The 16,037-nt window shown below is 63.6% G+C and carries 12 protein-coding genes; 3 read left to right on the forward strand and 9 right to left on the reverse strand.

What is annotated here, in order from left to right; translation table 11 throughout:
* Positions 1-46: 46 nt before the first annotated feature.
* A complete protein-coding gene (locus NKH89_RS11240) occupies positions 47-526 on the forward strand; it encodes an Lrp/AsnC family transcriptional regulator (protein ID WP_352483074.1) in 480 nt (159 codons plus the stop codon).
* Between the two features lie 8 nt (positions 527-534).
* On the opposite strand, the gene NKH89_RS11245 is transcribed toward NKH89_RS11240, so the two are convergent.
* Both NKH89_RS11245 and NKH89_RS11250 read right to left on the reverse strand, forming a co-directional pair.
* Positions 535-984, reverse strand: coding sequence for an RrF2 family transcriptional regulator (locus tag NKH89_RS11245; protein ID WP_006202816.1), 450 nt, complete (start codon positions 982-984; stop codon positions 535-537).
* A gap of 250 nt (positions 985-1,234) precedes the next feature.
* Positions 1,235-2,221: a sulfate ABC transporter substrate-binding protein gene (locus tag NKH89_RS11250; RefSeq protein ID WP_023721149.1), complete on the reverse strand. Its 987-nt coding sequence runs from the start codon at positions 2,219-2,221 to the stop codon at positions 1,235-1,237.
* 280 nt (positions 2,222-2,501) lie between these two features.
* Here NKH89_RS11250 and NKH89_RS11255 point away from each other — a divergent pair, with 280 nt between their 5' ends.
* Together NKH89_RS11255 and NKH89_RS11260 are read left to right on the forward strand one after the other, a co-directional pair.
* A complete protein-coding gene (locus NKH89_RS11255; protein ID WP_352589939.1) occupies positions 2,502-2,774 on the forward strand; it encodes an antitoxin in 273 nt (90 codons plus the stop codon).
* A complete protein-coding gene (locus tag NKH89_RS11260; RefSeq protein ID WP_023721147.1) occupies positions 2,774-3,172 on the forward strand; it encodes a type II toxin-antitoxin system VapC family toxin in 399 nt (132 codons plus the stop codon). Before NKH89_RS11255 ends, NKH89_RS11260 begins: the two co-directional genes overlap by 1 nt.
* Positions 3,173-3,186: 14 nt before the next feature.
* On the opposite strand, the gene NKH89_RS11265 is transcribed toward NKH89_RS11260, so the two are convergent.
* From NKH89_RS11265 to NKH89_RS11295, 7 genes are all read right to left on the reverse strand, one after another.
* Positions 3,187-4,227: a sulfate/molybdate ABC transporter ATP-binding protein gene (locus NKH89_RS11265; RefSeq protein WP_352482922.1), complete on the reverse strand. Its 1,041-nt coding sequence runs from the start codon at positions 4,225-4,227 to the stop codon at positions 3,187-3,189.
* Between the two features lie 73 nt (positions 4,228-4,300).
* Positions 4,301-5,185: a sulfate ABC transporter permease subunit CysW gene (gene cysW / locus NKH89_RS11270; RefSeq protein WP_023720881.1), complete on the reverse strand. Its 885-nt coding sequence runs from the start codon at positions 5,183-5,185 to the stop codon at positions 4,301-4,303.
* Positions 5,178-6,029, reverse strand: coding sequence for a sulfate ABC transporter permease subunit CysT (gene cysT, locus NKH89_RS11275; protein ID WP_023720880.1), 852 nt, complete (start codon positions 6,027-6,029; stop codon positions 5,178-5,180). Before cysT ends, cysW begins: the two co-directional genes overlap by 8 nt.
* 18 nt (positions 6,030-6,047) lie before the next feature.
* Positions 6,048-7,076: a sulfate ABC transporter substrate-binding protein gene (locus tag NKH89_RS11280; protein ID WP_023720879.1), complete on the reverse strand. Its 1,029-nt coding sequence runs from the start codon at positions 7,074-7,076 to the stop codon at positions 6,048-6,050.
* Positions 7,077-7,295: 219 nt separating this feature from the next.
* Positions 7,296-7,982 carry a M15 family metallopeptidase gene (locus tag NKH89_RS11285; protein WP_352908870.1) on the reverse strand — a complete coding sequence of 229 codons (687 nt, stop codon included), beginning with the start codon at positions 7,980-7,982 and terminating at the stop codon, positions 7,296-7,298.
* 54 nt (positions 7,983-8,036) lie between these two features.
* Positions 8,037-10,133, reverse strand: a complete 2,097-nt coding sequence (gene pbpC, locus NKH89_RS11290) for a penicillin-binding protein 1C (protein WP_031194520.1) — start codon at positions 10,131-10,133, stop codon at positions 8,037-8,039.
* Positions 10,134-10,296: 163 nt separating this feature from the next.
* Positions 10,297-15,777 carry an alpha-2-macroglobulin family protein gene (locus NKH89_RS11295; RefSeq protein ID WP_352908871.1) on the reverse strand — a complete coding sequence of 1,827 codons (5,481 nt, stop codon included), beginning with the start codon at positions 15,775-15,777 and terminating at the stop codon, positions 10,297-10,299.
* Positions 15,778-16,037 lie beyond the last annotated feature (260 nt).

Below are 16,037 nucleotides of genomic sequence, written 5' to 3' on the forward strand. Positions count from 1 at the left end.
GCCGGGCATTGCGGCTATTCCCTTTTCGAAAGCAAGGAGTATTCCGCTGAAACGCCTTCGAAATGAAAATACCGATCTGGATCCGGCGGATCTAAAAATCCTGCGCCTGCTGGAGGAGGATGCGCGCACCAGTATTGCCGAACTGGCGCGCTCAGTCGGCCTGTCGGCGCCGAGCGTCGCCGAGCGCATCAAGCGGCTGCAGGAAAGCGGCGTGATCGAGGCCTATACGGTGCGGATTAATCCGGCCGCGCTCGGCATGAAGCTGTCGGCATGGCTGCGCATCAGGCCGGTGCCGGGGCAACTCGCCGTCGTGGCCGAAATCATCCGCGACCTGCCGGAAATCGCCCAATGCGACCGGGTCACCGGCGAAGACTGTTTCATCGCGCTGGCGCATGTCGGCTCGGTCGCCGAGCTCGAGCGGGTGATCGACCGGATCATTCCCCATGCGATGACCAATACGGCGATCATCCAGTCGACGCCGGTAGTGGCACGCTCGCCGCTAGGGGCGGTGAAGCGCCCGGCCTGATGCTAGATTTAAATCTGCGACGTCAGCTCGACCGGGAAATCGTCATTGTCGGCGTCGCGCATGGCGGCGAGGCTGCGGTTGTCCAGCACCTCTGCGATCGCCTGACGCACCTCCAGCATCATGTGCCGGACCTGGCAGGTCGCCTCGTCGCAATCCTCGCAGCGCTGGTATTGTGTGCGGCTGGCGCAAGGGATCGGCGCCAGCGGCCCGTCGAGGACACGCACGACATGGCCGATCTTGATTTCGGAAGCGGGACGGGCGAGGCGGTAACCGCCTTCCTTGCCCTTGCGGCTCTGGACGAAGCCGGCATTGCGCAACTCGCCCAGGATGGCATCCAGGAATTTCTTGGGGATGTTGTTGGCGACCGCAATGTCGTTGACGAATGCGAGCTGGCCGACCGGCAGGCCGGACAGATGCACGAGAGCCTTGAGGCCGTATTTGCCTTTTTTGGTAAGCATGCCCGAGTCAACCCATTAAGCCCCAACCACCCGCATCTGGCGGCTGTTTGTGTGCAAATAATGACGGTTTGGCCGTGCGATGCCGTTCGCGCAGACAGGCCGCCCGAAGACATATTGCGCGCAAACGCGTTGATTCTTCGTAACGTTTTGGAGGGCGGGCGTCCGGAACGGGCGGAGGCCACGTTTTCGGCGAGCAAATGAAGAAAGCCGGCAAACGCCCGCTTTCAATCAGTTCACGAGGTTGCAGACGTCAGCGGCTGCCGTAAGTCTGGTCGAGCAGGCCGCCAGCGGCGAAATGCTCGGCCTGGACCTTGGCCCAGCCGCCGAAGACATCCTCCACCGTCAATAGGCGGACATCGGGAAACTCAGCCTTGTACTTGGCGGCGACCGTCGCGTCGCGGGTCCGCAGGCCGTTGCGGGCGGCGATGTCCTGGCCCTCCAGCGTATAAAGGAAGTCGAGATAGGTCTTGGCGAGGTCGCGCGTGCCATGCTCGTCGGCGATCGTGTCGACGATCGCCACCGGAAACTCGGCCAAAAGGCTGACCGAGGGCGTCACCTGCTCGAATTTGTCCTCGCCATACTCCTTGCGGACGCCGCGCGTTTCCGACTCAAAGGTGATCAGCACGTCGCCGATCTCGCGCTGCACGAAAGTGGTGGTCGCGGCGCGTCCGCCGCTGTCGAAGATCGGTACGTTGTTGAACAGCTTGGTGACGAATTCCTTCACCTTGGCGTCGTCGCCCTTGAAGGCTTCCTTGGCGTAGGCGGTGGCCGCAAGGTAGGTGTACCGGGCATTGCCGGAGGTTTTCGGATTGGGGAAGATCACCTGGACGTCGTCGCGCACGAGATCGTTCCAATCCTTGATGTGCTTCGGATTGCCGGCGCGCACCAGGAAGGAGGGCAGCGAATAGAAGGGCGAGGCGTTGTCGGGAAAATCTTTCTGCCAATCCGCGGAGATGAGACCCTTCCTGACCAGGAAGTCGATGTCGAGGACCTGGTTGAAGGTGACCACATCGGCGCCGAGGCCCTCGGCGATGGCACGTGCCTGCGCAGACGTCCCGGCATGCGACTGATCGATGGTGACGCCTGGGTGGCCGGCGACGAACGCCTTGTTGACCTGCGCAAACAGCTCGCGGCCGACATCGTAAGAAGCGTTCAGCAATTTGTCGGCCGACCAGGCTTGGGAGGATGCGAGGAACAGGCCGGCCAATGTGGCGACGCCAAGCAAAAATCGCTTCATGAAAACAAGGCTCCAATGCGTGCGCTTATTGCCGGACTATAGCGGCAAGGCATTGTGCGCGACGAGGCAGGCAGAGCGGCCGCTCCACGTTGTCGATAGAAGAAATATTCCCGCTGTGGAGGATTTCTAGTTTTTTCTTTCAGGCAGAGTCTTCCGGGCAGCTTGGCAGCGGTGCCGATGCCGTCGGCGTGCACGATGGTTCCCGGCCGGCCAACGCGATGGCGATTGCATCGCCGCGCGGTCTGGCATATACAAATGGTATATACAAGGAGCTATCGTCATGCCTCAACGCCGCCATTCAACAACCCCGCCGAAAGAGGCGAAGCTGTTTCGTAACAATCGCAGTCAGGCGGTGCGCATTCCTGTCGAGTTCGAACTTCCCGGCGAAAAGGTCTTGATCAGTCGTGAAGGCGACCGCCTGATCATCGAGCCGGCTCGCAAACCCGGCCTCACGGCGCTGCTCGCGCAATGGGCGAAAGAGCCGCCCCCCGGTTCCGAGGAGGACTTTCCCGAAGTCGAGGATATGCCTGTCAAATCCGAGGAATTTTTTTGATGCGGTTCATGCTGGACACGAACATTATCAGCGACATGATCCGAAATCCGGCCGGGAAAGCCGCCGCCGCCGCCCTGCGCGTGGGAGACGCCGCCGTGTGTACCAGCATCGTGGTCGCCTCGGAACTGCGATATGGCTGCGCCAGGAAAGAGTCGGCCAAGTTGCTCAAGAAGGTCGAGGAATTGCTGGCTGAGATTCCTGTCTTGCCGCTCGATGTGCCGGTAGATGCCGAGTACGGCGCGATTCGCGCAGAGCTGGAAGGCAGGGGCCAGACCATCGGCCAAAACGACCTTTTTATTGCTGCCCACGCCTATGCACTGGGAACTACCCTGGTGACCGCCAACACCGGCGAGTTCAACCGGATCAAAGGCCTGAAGGTCGAGAACTGGCTGGTGTAGCGCCTAAAAGAGGATCAAGCAGCCGGAAAAAGCTTCCAGCGCCGCGGCCTGAAAGCCACCCGGCTTTTCTGCGCCGCCGGATGGTCGACTGGCAACTCGATCTCGACCCGCTGGCGTTCGCCGCCGATTTCGAGCTCGACCCGCCTGGTGCCGGCGACGCGGCGGCTGGCGACAACCGTGCCGGCGATGCAGCCGTTGCATTCTTCCACCAGATCGACGTCGTGCGGGCGGAAGAACAGCGTCGCTTCACCTTGCGGTGCGTGCGGCGCGGAAAGCCCGATCGGCCGGTCGGCGATCCAGACCTGGCCGTCCTCGACCTTGACCGGGATCGAGCTCGATTCGCCGATGAAGCCATAGACGAAGGGCGAGTTCGGCGTGTCGTAGATCTCGTCGGCGGTGCCAACCTGCTCGATGCGGCCCTGGCTCATCACCACGACGCGGTCGGCAAGCTCCAGCGCCTCTTCCTGGTCATGGGTGACGAAGACCGTGGTGTGGCCGGTGGCGTCGTGGATGTCGCGCAGCCAGCGGCGCAGTTCGCGGCGCACCTGGGCATCGAGCGCGCCGAACGGCTCGTCGAGCAAAAGCACGGCCGGTTCGATCGCCATGGCGCGGGCCAGCGCCACGCGCTGGCGCTGGCCGCCCGAAAGCTGCGCCGGATAGCGTTTTTCCAGACCGGAAAGCTGAACGAGGTTGAGGAGTTCCGAGGCGCGGCGGCGGATTTCCTTCGCCGACGGGCGTGACGGCCCGTGCCGGACCTTGAGTCCGAAGCCGATATTGTCGGCGACCGTCATATGGCGAAACAGCGCGTAATGCTGAAAGACGAAGCCGACATTGCGCTCCTGGATCGACTTTTGCGAGGCATCCTCTTCGCCGAAGAAGATCTTTCCGCGGGTCGGCCGCTCCAACCCGGCAATCAGCCTGAGCAGCGTCGTCTTGCCGGAACCGGATGGCCCCAGCAACGCGATCAACTCACCCGACTTGATGTCGAGCGAAACGTCGTGAAGGGCCGGAAACCGCTCAAACTCCTTGCGCACGTTGGCAACGCGAACTTCCATACAAATCCCTTTTGTAGTTGATGCATGTCGTTATCCCAAAACCGGTTCCCACTTTTGGGCGACATGCATTTTGTCAGTGTCCGCGCGTCGCGGCGATCTCGGCGCCGTAGCGCATCTCGAGAAGTGTTTTCAAGACCAGTGTGACGAGCGCCAGGCCGGCAAGCAGCGAAGCGACGGCAAAGGCGGCGGCGGCATTGTACTCGTTATAAAGGATTTCGACATGCAGCGGCATGGTGTTGGTCAACCCGCGTATGTGGCCGGACACCACCGAGACCGCGCCGAACTCACCCATGGCGCGGGCATTGCACAACAGTACGCCGTAGAGCAATCCCCATTTGACGTTAGGCAACGTCACGTACCAGAACGCCTGCCAGCCATTGGCGCCGAGCGACAGGGCCGCCTCCTCGTCGCCATTGCCCTGCTCCTGCATCAGCGGGATCAATTCGCGGGCGACGAAGGGGAAGGTGACGAAGATGGTGGCCAGCACGATGCCCGGCACGGCAAACAGGATGACGATGCCATGCGCCTTGAGCCAGGCACCGAGCAGGCCTTGCGCGCCGAAGAGGAGTACATAGACCAGGCCGGAAATGACCGGGGAGACCGAAAACGGCAGGTCGATCAGCGTGGTCAGGAACGCCTTGCCCTTGAACTCGAACTTGGCAATCGCCCAGGCGGCGGAAATGCCGAAGACGACGTTGAGCGGCACCGAGATCGCCGCGACCAGAAGCGTCAGGCGGATCGCCGAGCGCGTATCCGGTTCCGACAGCGCCTGTGTGTAGGCCTCGATGCCTTTGGCGAAAGCTTCCTTGAAGACGATGATCAGCGGCAAGAGCAGGAAAATGCCGAGGAAGGCAAAGGTCACGATCATCAGCACGGTTCTCGCCGTGCGGCTTTCGGTCACCGCCGGCGACTGGCTTTCGTGGTGCGGCGCGTAGGATTTGATCTCCGGGTCAGCCATAGCGCTTGCGGCTCCACGTCTGCACCAGGTTGATGACCAGCAGCATCACGAAGGACAGCGCCAGCATGATCGCCGCGATCGCTGTCGCCGCAGCGTAATTATATTCCTCGAGCCTGATGACAATCAGAAGCGGTGCGATCTCGGATTTATAGGGCAGGTTGCCGGCGATGAAGATGACTGAGCCGTACTCGCCGACGCCGCGCGCGAAGGCCAGCGCGAAACCGGTGACGATGGCCGGCGCCAGTCCGGGAAGCAGGACGCGGCTGATGATCTGGAAGCGATTGGCGCCGAGCGTTGCGGCCACTTCCTCGACCTCCTTGTCGATCTCCTCCATGATCGGCTGCACGGTGCGCACGACGAAGGGCAGCCCGATGAAGATCAGCGCAATGACAATGCCGAGTGGCGTATAAGCGACTTTGATGCCGAGCGGCGTCAGCAGGCTGCCGATCCAGCCGTTCGGTGCGTAAAGCGTGGTCAGCGCGATGCCGGCAACCGCCGTCGGCAGCGCAAAGGGCAGGTCGACCATGGCATCGACGATGCGGCGGCCGGGAAAGCTGTAGCGCACCAGCACCCAGGCGACGATCGTGCCGAAGACGACGTTGACGGCGGCGGCAATGAAGGCGGTGCCGAAGCTGATTTCAAGCGCGTTGATGGTGCGGCGGTCGGTGACGATCGCCCAGAAGTCGGTCCAGCCGAGCGCCGCCGAGCGCCAGATCAACCCGGACAGGGGAATGAGGATGATGAGGGTGAGGTAGGCAAGCGAGAAGCCGAGCGTCAATCCGAAACCCGGAATGACGCTCGGCTGCCTGAACCGCCACCCCGCCTTGGCGGGTGCTGTGGTCATGTCGTCCTGATCTAAATGCTACTGGGCCGGCTTATAGATCTGGTCGAATATACCACCGTCGCCGAAATGATAAGGCTGTGCCTTCTTCCAGCCGCCAAAAAGTGGGTCGTCGATGGTGACCAGCTTGATCTCAGGCTGCTTGGCCAGGTCCTCCGCCGGCACCAGGTCGGGCTTCGAAGGGCGATAATGGTTCTTGGCGATGATCGTCTGGCCTTCCTTGGAATAGAGGTAGCTCAGATAGGCTTCGGCAACTTTGCGTGTGCCTTTGGCGTCGACATTGGCGTCGACCACTGCGACCGGCGGCTCGGCCAGGATCGAGGTCGGCGGGTAGACGATATCGAAATTGTCAGCGCCGAACTCGTCGAGCGCCAGATAGGCCTCGTTTTCCCAGGCGAGCAGCACGTCGCCTAGCCCTTTTTGCGCAAAGGTCACGGTGGCGCCGCGCGCACCGGTGTCGAGAACCGGGACATGCGCATAGAGATTGCCAACGAATCCCTTGGTCTTGGCCTCGTCGCCGCCATCCTTGGCGCTGGCATAGGCCCAGGCGGCAAGATAATTCCAGCGCGCGCCGCCGGAGGTCTTCGGATTGGGCGTGATCACCTGGACGTCATCCTTGACCAGATCGCCCCAATCATGAATGCCCTTGGGGTTTCCCTTGCGGACGAGGAAGATGATGGTCGAGGTGTAAGGCGCCGAATTGTTTTCGAATTTCGTCCGCCAGTCGGGATTGATCTTCTTCGTTTTCGAGACAATGGCGTTGATATCGCCTTCGAGCGCCAGCGTCACCACGTCGGCGTCGAGCCCGTCGATCACGGCGCGCGCCTGGGCGCCGGATCCGCCATGCGACTGCTGGATGGTCACCGTCTCGCCTGTCTCGGCCTTCCAGTGGGCGACAAAGGCCTCATCGAATTGCTTGTAGAGCTCACGCGTCGGGTCATAGGACACGTTGAGAATGGTGGTGTCGGCAAACGCGAAACCGAGCGTGCCGAACTGGACCGATGTGGCGACCAGTGCGCCGAGCAGTTTCCTGAAATGAGGTTTGGTCATTTCCGCCTCCGTTGAACTCGCGCCAAATCTACCGAATTGATAGAATTTAGATGCATTCAATGTTGCCTTTTTTGGCCTATTGAAGCAATTTTTCGCCTACTTTCGGCGATAGGAGGAACTATTTTCCCTTGCACGGGACCTGCGCTCCCGACGCGATTATCTAGAGACGGCTAGCTCTTCGGCAATGGCGGCGTCGCGTCCGAACGAGGTTTTGGCGGACTATTCGGCGGTGACGGGAAAGTTGAAGCGCTCTCTTGGAAACGGCTCGTTTTCCAGCGTGAAGTGCCACCATTCGCGTGCGTAATTCTTGAAGCCGCCGGCGCGCATCGCCTCGACAAGTTTTTTGCGGTTTGCCGCCGCTTCACTGGCGATCGGTCGGTGAGCCGTTTCGCTCGTCGGATCGAAACAGTCGAAACCGGTGCCGAAATCCAGCGTGTCGGCATCGGTCGCGCCGCAGGCCGGTTTCGGAGCGCTCTTGCGGTCCGCTCGCGTGATGGCGACATCGACCGTCGATCCGCGCGAATGGGTGGACAGTTCGCCGATATAGCCCTTGGCGATGAGATCCTTGCGCTTGACCTTTGGGTACCATTGCGGGTCCGGTGGTCCGCTCGTTTTTGTCCAGTCACCCATGTCGGAGACAGCACGCGCAGGGCGGTAGCAGTCGAACACGACCAGCGTCAGCCCTCCGGCAGCAATCGCTTTCTGCACTGCGGAAAGCGCTTGCGCCGCTTGGCTGGTGAGGACGCATACCGGCGCATCGTAACCGCATACCTTGCGATGCAGGAAGTTTTCGAGGCCGGCATAGCGGATATCCTGCCGGATACTGGGATCGATGTCGGCCAGCCGAACAAAGCCGGCGGGGAGGGCGTCAGCAGAGGCCGAGGAAATACCGGCGGCCGAAAGCAAGGCGTAAAACCCAATCCGCTGAATCACCTGCCGGAAACTATTCAAGGGAAACTTTCACTCGACAAAAACCTTCACACTGGCCGCGCGCCCCGCCGCATCGATTACGGTCAGGGTGGAATAGCCGGCGCCGTCCGGCTGCCAGGTCGCGGTGCGCCGCCGGTCGATGCCGACCAGCGGCTTGCCGTTGGCCAGCCAGCGGAACGGTGCGCGGCCGCCTTGCAGCTTGAGCACCAGCGGCGAGGCGTCGGCCGAGGAAGTGCCGAGATCGACACGGGCGCCGTCAGGCGGAAAGACGATGGTTGGTGCAGGTTCGGTCGGCGTCGCCTGCACCAGCCCGTCGACGCCGGCGCCGAAGCGCGTCAGCGTCACCGGCAATTCTTCGCGCTTTGGCCGGCGGACGCCGGACGGTTGGCTTGGCAGCGGCACGGCGGCTAGGCTGGAACGGACAAAGCCTTCGAACAGAATGGGCGCGGCCGAGACATAGCCGGACAGACCGGGCACCGCGCCGGCATCGGGGCGGCCGACCCAGACGCCGAGCACATAACGGCCGTCGAAGCCGACCGACCAGGCGTCGCGATAGCCGTAGGAGGTGCCGGTCTTGTAGGCGATGCCGCGTTGGGCGGCACCCTGGGGCGGCTTGACGCCCGACAGGATGTCGGTGATCTGCCAATTCGCCTGACCATCGAGGATGGTGGTGGTCGAGCGTTCGGTGTTCGCCGGCTCGGTGCCGTCATGCAGCGTGTGTGCCTTGCCGCCATTGGCAAGGCCGGCATAGAGTTGGACGAGGTCGCGCAGCGTCACTCCGACGCCACCGAGGCCGATCGCCAGGCCAGGCGCTTCGTTGACGGGCAGTATCGGCATCACGCCTGCCTGGCGAAAGCGCGCCATCAGCCGGGCCGGGCCGACCGCGTCGAGCACGCGGATCGCCGGCACGTTGAGCGACAATTGCAGCGCCTGCCTGATGCTGACATCGCCCTGATAGCCCATGTCGAAGTTCTTCGGCCGGTAACCGGAGAAATCGGCCGGGCTGTCCTCGATCAGCATCTCCTGCGCCACCAGGCCTTGCTCGAAGGCGAGGCCGTAGATGAACGGCTTCAGCGTCGAGCCAGGCGAGCGAACGACCTTGGTCATGTCGATCCAGCCCGAACGGCTGGCATCGAAGAAATCGGCAGAGCCGACCTCGCCAAGAATATCGCCGGTGCGGGCATCGGCCAGCACCATGGCCACCGAGAGGCGAGGGCCGAGCTTGGCGGCAGCATCCTTGGCCACCTGCTCCAGCCCTTCCTGGACACTCTTGCGGATCGTCAGTTGCAGCTTCTGGCCGGGAATGGCCTTGGGCAGCATTGCATAGGCAGCATGAGCAGCGAGCGCCGGCAAGGTCCGCCGCAGCCCCGACACATCGTCGAGCGCGGCTCGCGCGGCCTCGCGTTCGCCGAGCAGGCCTGCCGACACCATGCGGGTCAGCACGCGGTCGCGGGCGGCATGAGCGACTTCGAGGTTGCGGTCAGGGCGTCGCTTTTCCGGCAATTGCGGCAAAGCGACGAGCAGGGCCGCCTCAGAGACCGTCAGCCGCTTCGGCTCCTTGCCGAAATAGGCGAGCGAAGCGGCGCGCACGCCTTCGAGATTGCCGCCATAGGGCGCCAGCGTCAGGTAGCGTTCGAGGATCTCGCGCTTGGACAGCCGCCGTTCTATCTGGACGGCGCGCAGCATCTGTTTGATCTTCGAGCCGAGGCTGCGGCTGTCGCGCGGTTCGATCAGCCGGGCGAGCTGCATCGAGAGCGTCGAACCACCGGAGACGATATGGCCGCTGGTCGCGAACTGTCCGGCCGCACGCGCCAGTGCCAGCACGTCGACGCCTTGATGATCCCAGAAGCGCTTGTCCTCATAGGTGACCAGCATGTCGACGAACTGGTTGTCGACCTGGTCCAGGTTGGTCGCAAGCCGCCAATAGCCATCCGGCGTGGCGAAGGCCCGCAACAGCTGGCCGTCACGGTCCTGCACCTCGGTCGAGACCGTCAGCGCAGCCGGCAGCGGCGGCGGAAAAGCGCGGTCGAGCTGCCAGAGGGCGACAGCGGTGATTGCGGCGAAGGAAATGCCCGCAATGGCCGCTCGGCGGAGGAATCTTTTGGAGAGCACGGCGCCGCCCCTCATCCGCCTGCCGGCACCTTCTCCCCGTGGAGGACGGGGAGAAGGTGAATGGCCGCAACGCTGGCGACCCCCTCTCCCCGTCCTTCACGGGGAGAGGGTAAGGGTGAGGGGCGGCGCGGCATCACGTCGTTACCTGCAGTCAACCGGTCTGCGTCCCTCTCCATCGTTACGGCGCCTTGACCTCCATCATGCCGGTGGCGGTGCGGGCCGAATATTGCGGCCGGTACATGTCCTCGATCGTTGCCGCCGGGTGGGCGTAGATGCCCGGCGTCACCGCGCGCACGACGTAGGCGAGGGTGATGTTGCGGTCGCCGTCGCCGTCGTTCGGATTGAAGGCCGCGACGAAACGGTCGTTGCGGAATTCGAGATGGGCAGCATCGGTCTGCGCCAGCCAGGAGAAGTTCGTCAATTGGGCGCTGGAGACCAGGCCCGGATTGTCGATCTCGAAGCCGGCCGGCAACAGGTCGGTGATCAGCAGCCGCGAAGGCCAGGTGTTCTGCTCGTAAACCTTGAGCACGACGACATAGCGTTCGTTCTGCTTGACCTCCGTCACGTTGGCCTCTGTGCCGTCGAGCTTGTAGTAGGTACGGCTGATGGTAAAGCCGTTGCCGCCGGCCGGCAGAGGCTGGATCGGCGAGGCCACGGTGGTGACGACCGCCTGCAGCGGATTTCTGCCGGTGTTGACGATGGTCAGCGGACTGTCGGCCAGTTCGCCACCGGCGATCTGGTCCGAATAGCCGCCGGCATGCGGTGCGCCGTTGACGGTCAGCGCGATCGAATCATTGCCGGCCTTCAGCGCGCGGGCCGCCAGCAGCATCCAGGACTCGTCCTGGGTGCTGGTCCACCTGGCGTCGGCGCGTTCCCTGGTCACCAGCTGGATCAGCGCCGGCACGATGGTCGGCACCGGCTTGCTTTCCGCGGCAAGCGCCAGGATCGCCGCACCGTCACGCAGCGGCGAGCCATAGTCGGACCGGTAATAGTCATATTCCGGCGTCGACTTGGCCAGTTGCAACGCGGCCTGGAAGGTTGCCTCCGAGCGCTGCGTGTCACCGTAGAGCGCGAGAGAGGCCGCCAGTTGGGCGACGGCCATCGGGCTGGTAAAGGCTTCGAGCTGGGTGTCGGCGTAATAACGCAGATCGCCGACCGAGGCCTTCTTGTTGCGGGCAAGCACATAGAGCGCATAAGCGATCTCACTGCCGCGATCCTGGACGTCCTGGTCGTAGCCGATCGCGTTCTGCAGATTGCTCAGCGCCTGGTTCATCGCCAGGGCCGGCACGTCGTATTTCTGCTCGCGCGCCCGGGTCAGGAAATCGGTGACATAGGCGTCGAGCCACAGATCGCCGGAACCCGGACCCCACAGGCCGAAGCTGCCGGCCGAGGCTTGGTAGCTCAGCACCTTGTAGATGGCGTCCTGGACGCGGCCATGCAGATCGGGGTCGCTGGCCATGCCGATGCCGGAAGCCATCTCGTTGACGTAGAGAAGCGGCATGGCGCGGCTGGTGGTCTGCTCGGCGCAACCATAGGGATAGCGGTCGAGCGTCATCAGCAGCGACGGCACATCGAAGGCAGCTGACTGCGAAACGCCGACGCTCACCGAAGCGCCATCGAGCAGGCTTGCCGCCAACAGTTCCTTGTCGACGCGCAGCGCGCCGCCATTGCCCTTGAGGTCGACGACCATGCGGGTGGTCACCGGCAGTTGCGCCGGGCGCACCGGCACATAGAGCGTCTGCTCGACGGCGGTGCCATCGGCATGCGCAAGCTTGATGGTGATCGAGGCGTTGCCCGCGGTCTGCGCAATCAACGGCACGGTCAGTGTCTGCCGCTTGCCCTTGGCCAGCGTCAGCTTTTCAGGCAAGGCGGCACTGCCGGTAGACAGGTCGCCCGTCGTGTCGATGGTCAGCTTGTAGTCGCCAGCGGGGCCATCGGTGTCGGCGACGTCGAGCCGCATGACGGCGGAATCGCCGGGCGCCAGGAAGCGCGGCAGGCCGGCGGTGATCACCACCGGATCGCGCACGATGACGTCTGACTGGGCATGGCCGACCGCTTCCTTGGTCCAGGCGACGGCCATGACGCGCACGGTGCCGTTGAACTGTGGTATGTCGAAGTCGATCCGCGCCTTGCCGTCGGCGTCGAGCTGGACCGGGCCGGAGAAGAAGGCGACCAGCTTTTCGGTCGGCGGACTGCCTTGCGACTGCATGTTGGCGCCATCGCCGCCAGTGCGCAGCTTGCCGGTCGTGCCCAGCGAGCCGTCGATCAGCCGGCCATAGATGTCGCGAACCTCGAGACCGAGCATGCGCTGGCCGAAGAACCAGTTCTCCGGATCCGGTACCTTGTAGTTGGTCAGGTTGAGGATGCCGACGTCGACGGCCGCGACCATGACATAGGCGTTGGTGCCGGGCTGCACGCCGGCGACGGCGACCGGGATCGACAGCTGCTGGCGCGGCATGGTCTTGTCCGGCGGCGCCAAGCTGACGGCAAGCTTCCGCGAGCCGGGATCGAGCTTCAGCCATTTGACGCCGATGGCGCGCGCCGGCATGCGCGTCTCTTGCGCATCGCCCGGCCTGAACAGCGTTGCCGTGACGTAGGCGCCGGCACCCCAATCGTCGCCGACCGGGATGTCGACGGTGCTGCCGCCGGCCGGCACGCTGGCGGTGACCGTCCTCAAGAGCTTGTCGGCGCCGATGGTGACGAGCAATTCGCCGGCAAAGTGCGGCGACACTTTGAGCTTGGCTACTTCGCCCGCCGCATAGGTGTCCTTGTCGAGCGCTATCTCGAGCCCGTCAGGCGTTTCGGTGGTCGTCGAGCTGACATACCAGCCGGCGTCGAACTCATAGCTGGTCGCCGGGCCTTCCGGATCGGCTGTCTCGATATCGAGCCGGTAGCGGCCCCAGTCGACCGGCAGCGACATGGTAGCCTCGCCATCGGCGCTCAGGTCGACCTGGCCGTTGGCCACCGCCTTGGTGAAGATGACCGGCTCATAGTTCCAGGAATTGCTCGAGCGGTACCACTGGTAGCTGCGCTCGACCTTGACCAGCGACCACTGCGCACCCTTGAGCGCCTCACGCTTGCCGTCGGGGTCGACGGCGATCAGGCTGAACTTGGCCGTGCCGCCTTGCGGCACCTCGTCGCCGTCGAAATCGGGGCGGATGCCGATCATGTGGCCCTGCGGGCGGATGCCGATATTCAGCGAGCGCTCGATCGCACGGCCGCCGGTCTCGCGCAACCGGACCGTGACCTTGGCATCGACCAGCTTGGTGGTGGATGGCAATTGATCGACGGAAACCGGGAAAGTCGCCTTGCCGTCGTCGCCGACCACCGGCAGGCCGGTGAAGGGCGTCACCGTTGGTTCGGCCGACTGTTCGTCGGCCAGACCGAAGGAATAGCCTTTGAAGCGGTCCCAGTCGCGGGCGGTCGACAGCGTCAATTCGCCTTCGAGCGCGAGGCCCGCGGCCGGCGCGCCATAGAGAAAGCGGCCGTCGACGGTGATGTTGGCGGTCTCGCCCTGGGCGATCTCCTGCTTGTCGGCGGACAGGTCGAACTCGATGCGATCCGGGACGAAGTCCTCGACCAGGAACATCTGGCTGGCAACCGCCGCCTGCTTGGGATCGGTGTGGATCGCCACTGTCCAGGTGCCGCGCATGGCGTTGGGTTCCAGCGGCAGGTCGACGGCGTGGCCGCCGGCCGATGCTCCGTCGCTGACGATGCGGCGGTCCTCGACGCCGTCGGGCCGCGAGAAGATGAAGGTGAGCGGCAGGTTCTCGACCGCCTTGGCGGCACTGTCGCGGGCAAGAGCCGAGACGTGGACGTCCTCGCCGGCGCGGTAGATGCCGCGCTCGGTCCAGGCATAGACGTCGAGCGCGCCCGGCGCCGCACGTCCGGCGACGCCGCGGTCGGACAGGTCGAACCCGGCGCGGCCCATATCGAGGAAGACGAAGTCGTCGTCGCCCTGCTTGGCCATCAGCACCGCCGGTGCCATGCCGCTGTCGCCGCGCGTCAGGCCGGGATTGAACACCGCCCGCCCTTCCGCGTCGGTGGTCGCGGTGCCAAGGATCTCGTTGTTCCTGGCCAGCAGCGTCAGCTCGGCGCGGGCAATCGGCTTGGCGGTTGCGAGCGAACGGGCAAAGACGTTCAGCCCATCCTGTCCGGTATAGGTCGACAGGCCGATGTCGGAGACGACGAACCATTGCGTGGCGTGCGAATCATAGTCGTCGCTGCGATCGTTGACGGCTTGTGCGGTCAGCACATAGACGCCGGGCTTGCGCTTCGGCACCGCCTCGTCGATGGGGAAGGAGGTGGTGACTTCCTTGTTGAGGTCGTTGGCGATGTCGAGCTGGCCTTGCCAGACCGGCTCGCCCATCTGTTCGGAGATGTTCGAAATGTCGTAGCCGTCAAGTTGGCGCAGGAACTGATACCCCGACAGAAGCTGGGCCAGCGAGCGGTCGCCGATGCGGAAGAGCTTCATTTCGGCGGCATTCATGTTGACGGTGACGACCGGTATGCCGCGGCGTGCGCCGGCGGGCAGCACGAAGCTGTCGCCGGTGAAGCGGGCCGAAGGCGCGCGGTCCTGCACGTAGATCGACAGTACCACCGGTGCCGCGGTGACCTCGCCAATGGCGGCCGGCAGGCCGGCGCGGAAGGTCACGTCATAATGCTGGCCGTGCTCGAGCCCTTCGACGCAGATCTGCTTGTCCTTGGCTTCGACGCCCTTGGGAGCGGCGTTGTCGACGGTGACGAACTGGGAATAATCGACGCCGGTCTTGACCAACTCCTCGGAGAACTGCGCGCAGATACGCGGCGCGCTGGTGTCGGCATCGACGGTATGATCGATGACGCGGAAGCCCTTGCGGGCCTTGAGATCCTGATAAGCGGCCCTGACCGCCGGCGAATTGACCAAAGCGAGGCTCGCCTCGTACGCCTGCAGGGCCGGCCTGTAGAGGTCGCGGCGGTCAAGGCCGTCGCCGAGCAGCGCCAGCACGTCGGCGCGCGTCTTGGTGGTGCGCAGCAATTTGTAGGCGTTGAAGGCGGCGGAAGTGGCGTTCGCCGGAAGGGTCGACGGCTCCGAACTGTTGGCGGTCGGATGGACGGCAAGCGTTTCGCGCGCCAGCTCGAGCCAGAGCTGGCCATCATCCGGCAACACCGAAACCGCCGCTTCGTATTTGTGCATGGCCGAGCGATGATCGCCCGTCAGCGCCGACTGTTCGGCGGCGGCCCTCAGCGCCGTCAGCCCCTCTGTCGGCTTGGTGTAGGTCGGCCCGGTGAGCTTGTTGCGGTATTGCTGGGCCTGGTCGGCCATCCAGTTGGGGAAGAAGGCGAGTTCGGGTGGCGCGCCGATGTCGGGATCGCCATCGATGTTGACGACCTTGCCGGCGACGGCGCCGCCGAAGGGTTTCAACGAGTTGTAATCGGATTTAAGGAAGCACCATTTGGCCTTGAGGTTGTAGGTGAAGGCGCGGCAGGCCGGATCGCCGAGGCAGGTGGTCTTGCACTGGTCGAGGCTGACATTCTGGTCGGATCTGAGATCGAAACCAAAATAGTCGGAATTTTCCGATGTCACCACCCGCCGGGCTTCGGCCGCTTGCGCGACACCGCTCCAGGCGAAAAAGAGAAGGAAAAGAATCGATAGACCACGAGCCGCGCGCATTGCCATAAACCCCTCCAGACAAGTGCTTACGTCCAGAAATCTTCAAGCTTCAGTCGCGCTTGTCAACATCAGGACGCGGCAGGATCCGCCTGCCAACGGTTTGCTTTCCGGTCGGTGACCGGTAGTTGCTCCATAAGGACAGGGGATCACGCTTTCTTGCGGCGACGCAGAAGGTGTGAGTTCCAAGCCCTGTCTATTTCAGCAATTGGATTGTGGCCCCTTTACGAGTGCTTCAGAACTTCATTCCAATTTTAGGTTTGCGAGCT

It is taken from the genome of Mesorhizobium sp. M0923 (genome assembly GCF_040319365.1).
Lineage (GTDB): Bacteria > Pseudomonadota > Alphaproteobacteria > Rhizobiales > Rhizobiaceae > Mesorhizobium.

What these genes read in the sequence shown, in the direction of transcription:
- NKH89_RS11245 (WP_006202816.1), bottom strand. Translation starts at nt 984, where the DNA reads ATGCTTACCAAAAAAGGCAAATACGGCCTCAAGGCTCTCGTGCATCTG.
- NKH89_RS11250 (WP_023721149.1), bottom strand. Translation starts at nt 2,221, where the DNA reads ATGAAGCGATTTTTGCTTGGCGTCGCCACATTGGCCGGCCTGTTCCTC.
- NKH89_RS11255 (WP_352589939.1), top strand. Translation starts at nt 2,502, where the DNA reads ATGCCTCAACGCCGCCATTCAACAACCCCGCCGAAAGAGGCGAAGCTG.
- NKH89_RS11260 (WP_023721147.1), top strand. Translation starts at nt 2,774, where the DNA reads ATGCGGTTCATGCTGGACACGAACATTATCAGCGACATGATCCGAAAT.
- NKH89_RS11265 (WP_352482922.1), bottom strand. Translation starts at nt 4,227, where the DNA reads ATGGAAGTTCGCGTTGCCAACGTGCGCAAGGAGTTTGAGCGGTTTCCG.
- cysW (WP_023720881.1), bottom strand. Translation starts at nt 5,185, where the DNA reads ATGGCTGACCCGGAGATCAAATCCTACGCGCCGCACCACGAAAGCCAG.
- cysT (WP_023720880.1), bottom strand. Translation starts at nt 6,029, where the DNA reads ATGACCACAGCACCCGCCAAGGCGGGGTGGCGGTTCAGGCAGCCGAGC.
- NKH89_RS11280 (WP_023720879.1), bottom strand. Translation starts at nt 7,076, where the DNA reads ATGACCAAACCTCATTTCAGGAAACTGCTCGGCGCACTGGTCGCCACA.
- pbpC (WP_031194520.1), bottom strand. Translation starts at nt 10,133, where the DNA reads ATGAGGGGCGGCGCCGTGCTCTCCAAAAGATTCCTCCGCCGAGCGGCC.
- NKH89_RS11295 (WP_352908871.1), bottom strand. Translation starts at nt 15,777, where the DNA reads ATGGCAATGCGCGCGGCTCGTGGTCTATCGATTCTTTTCCTTCTCTTT.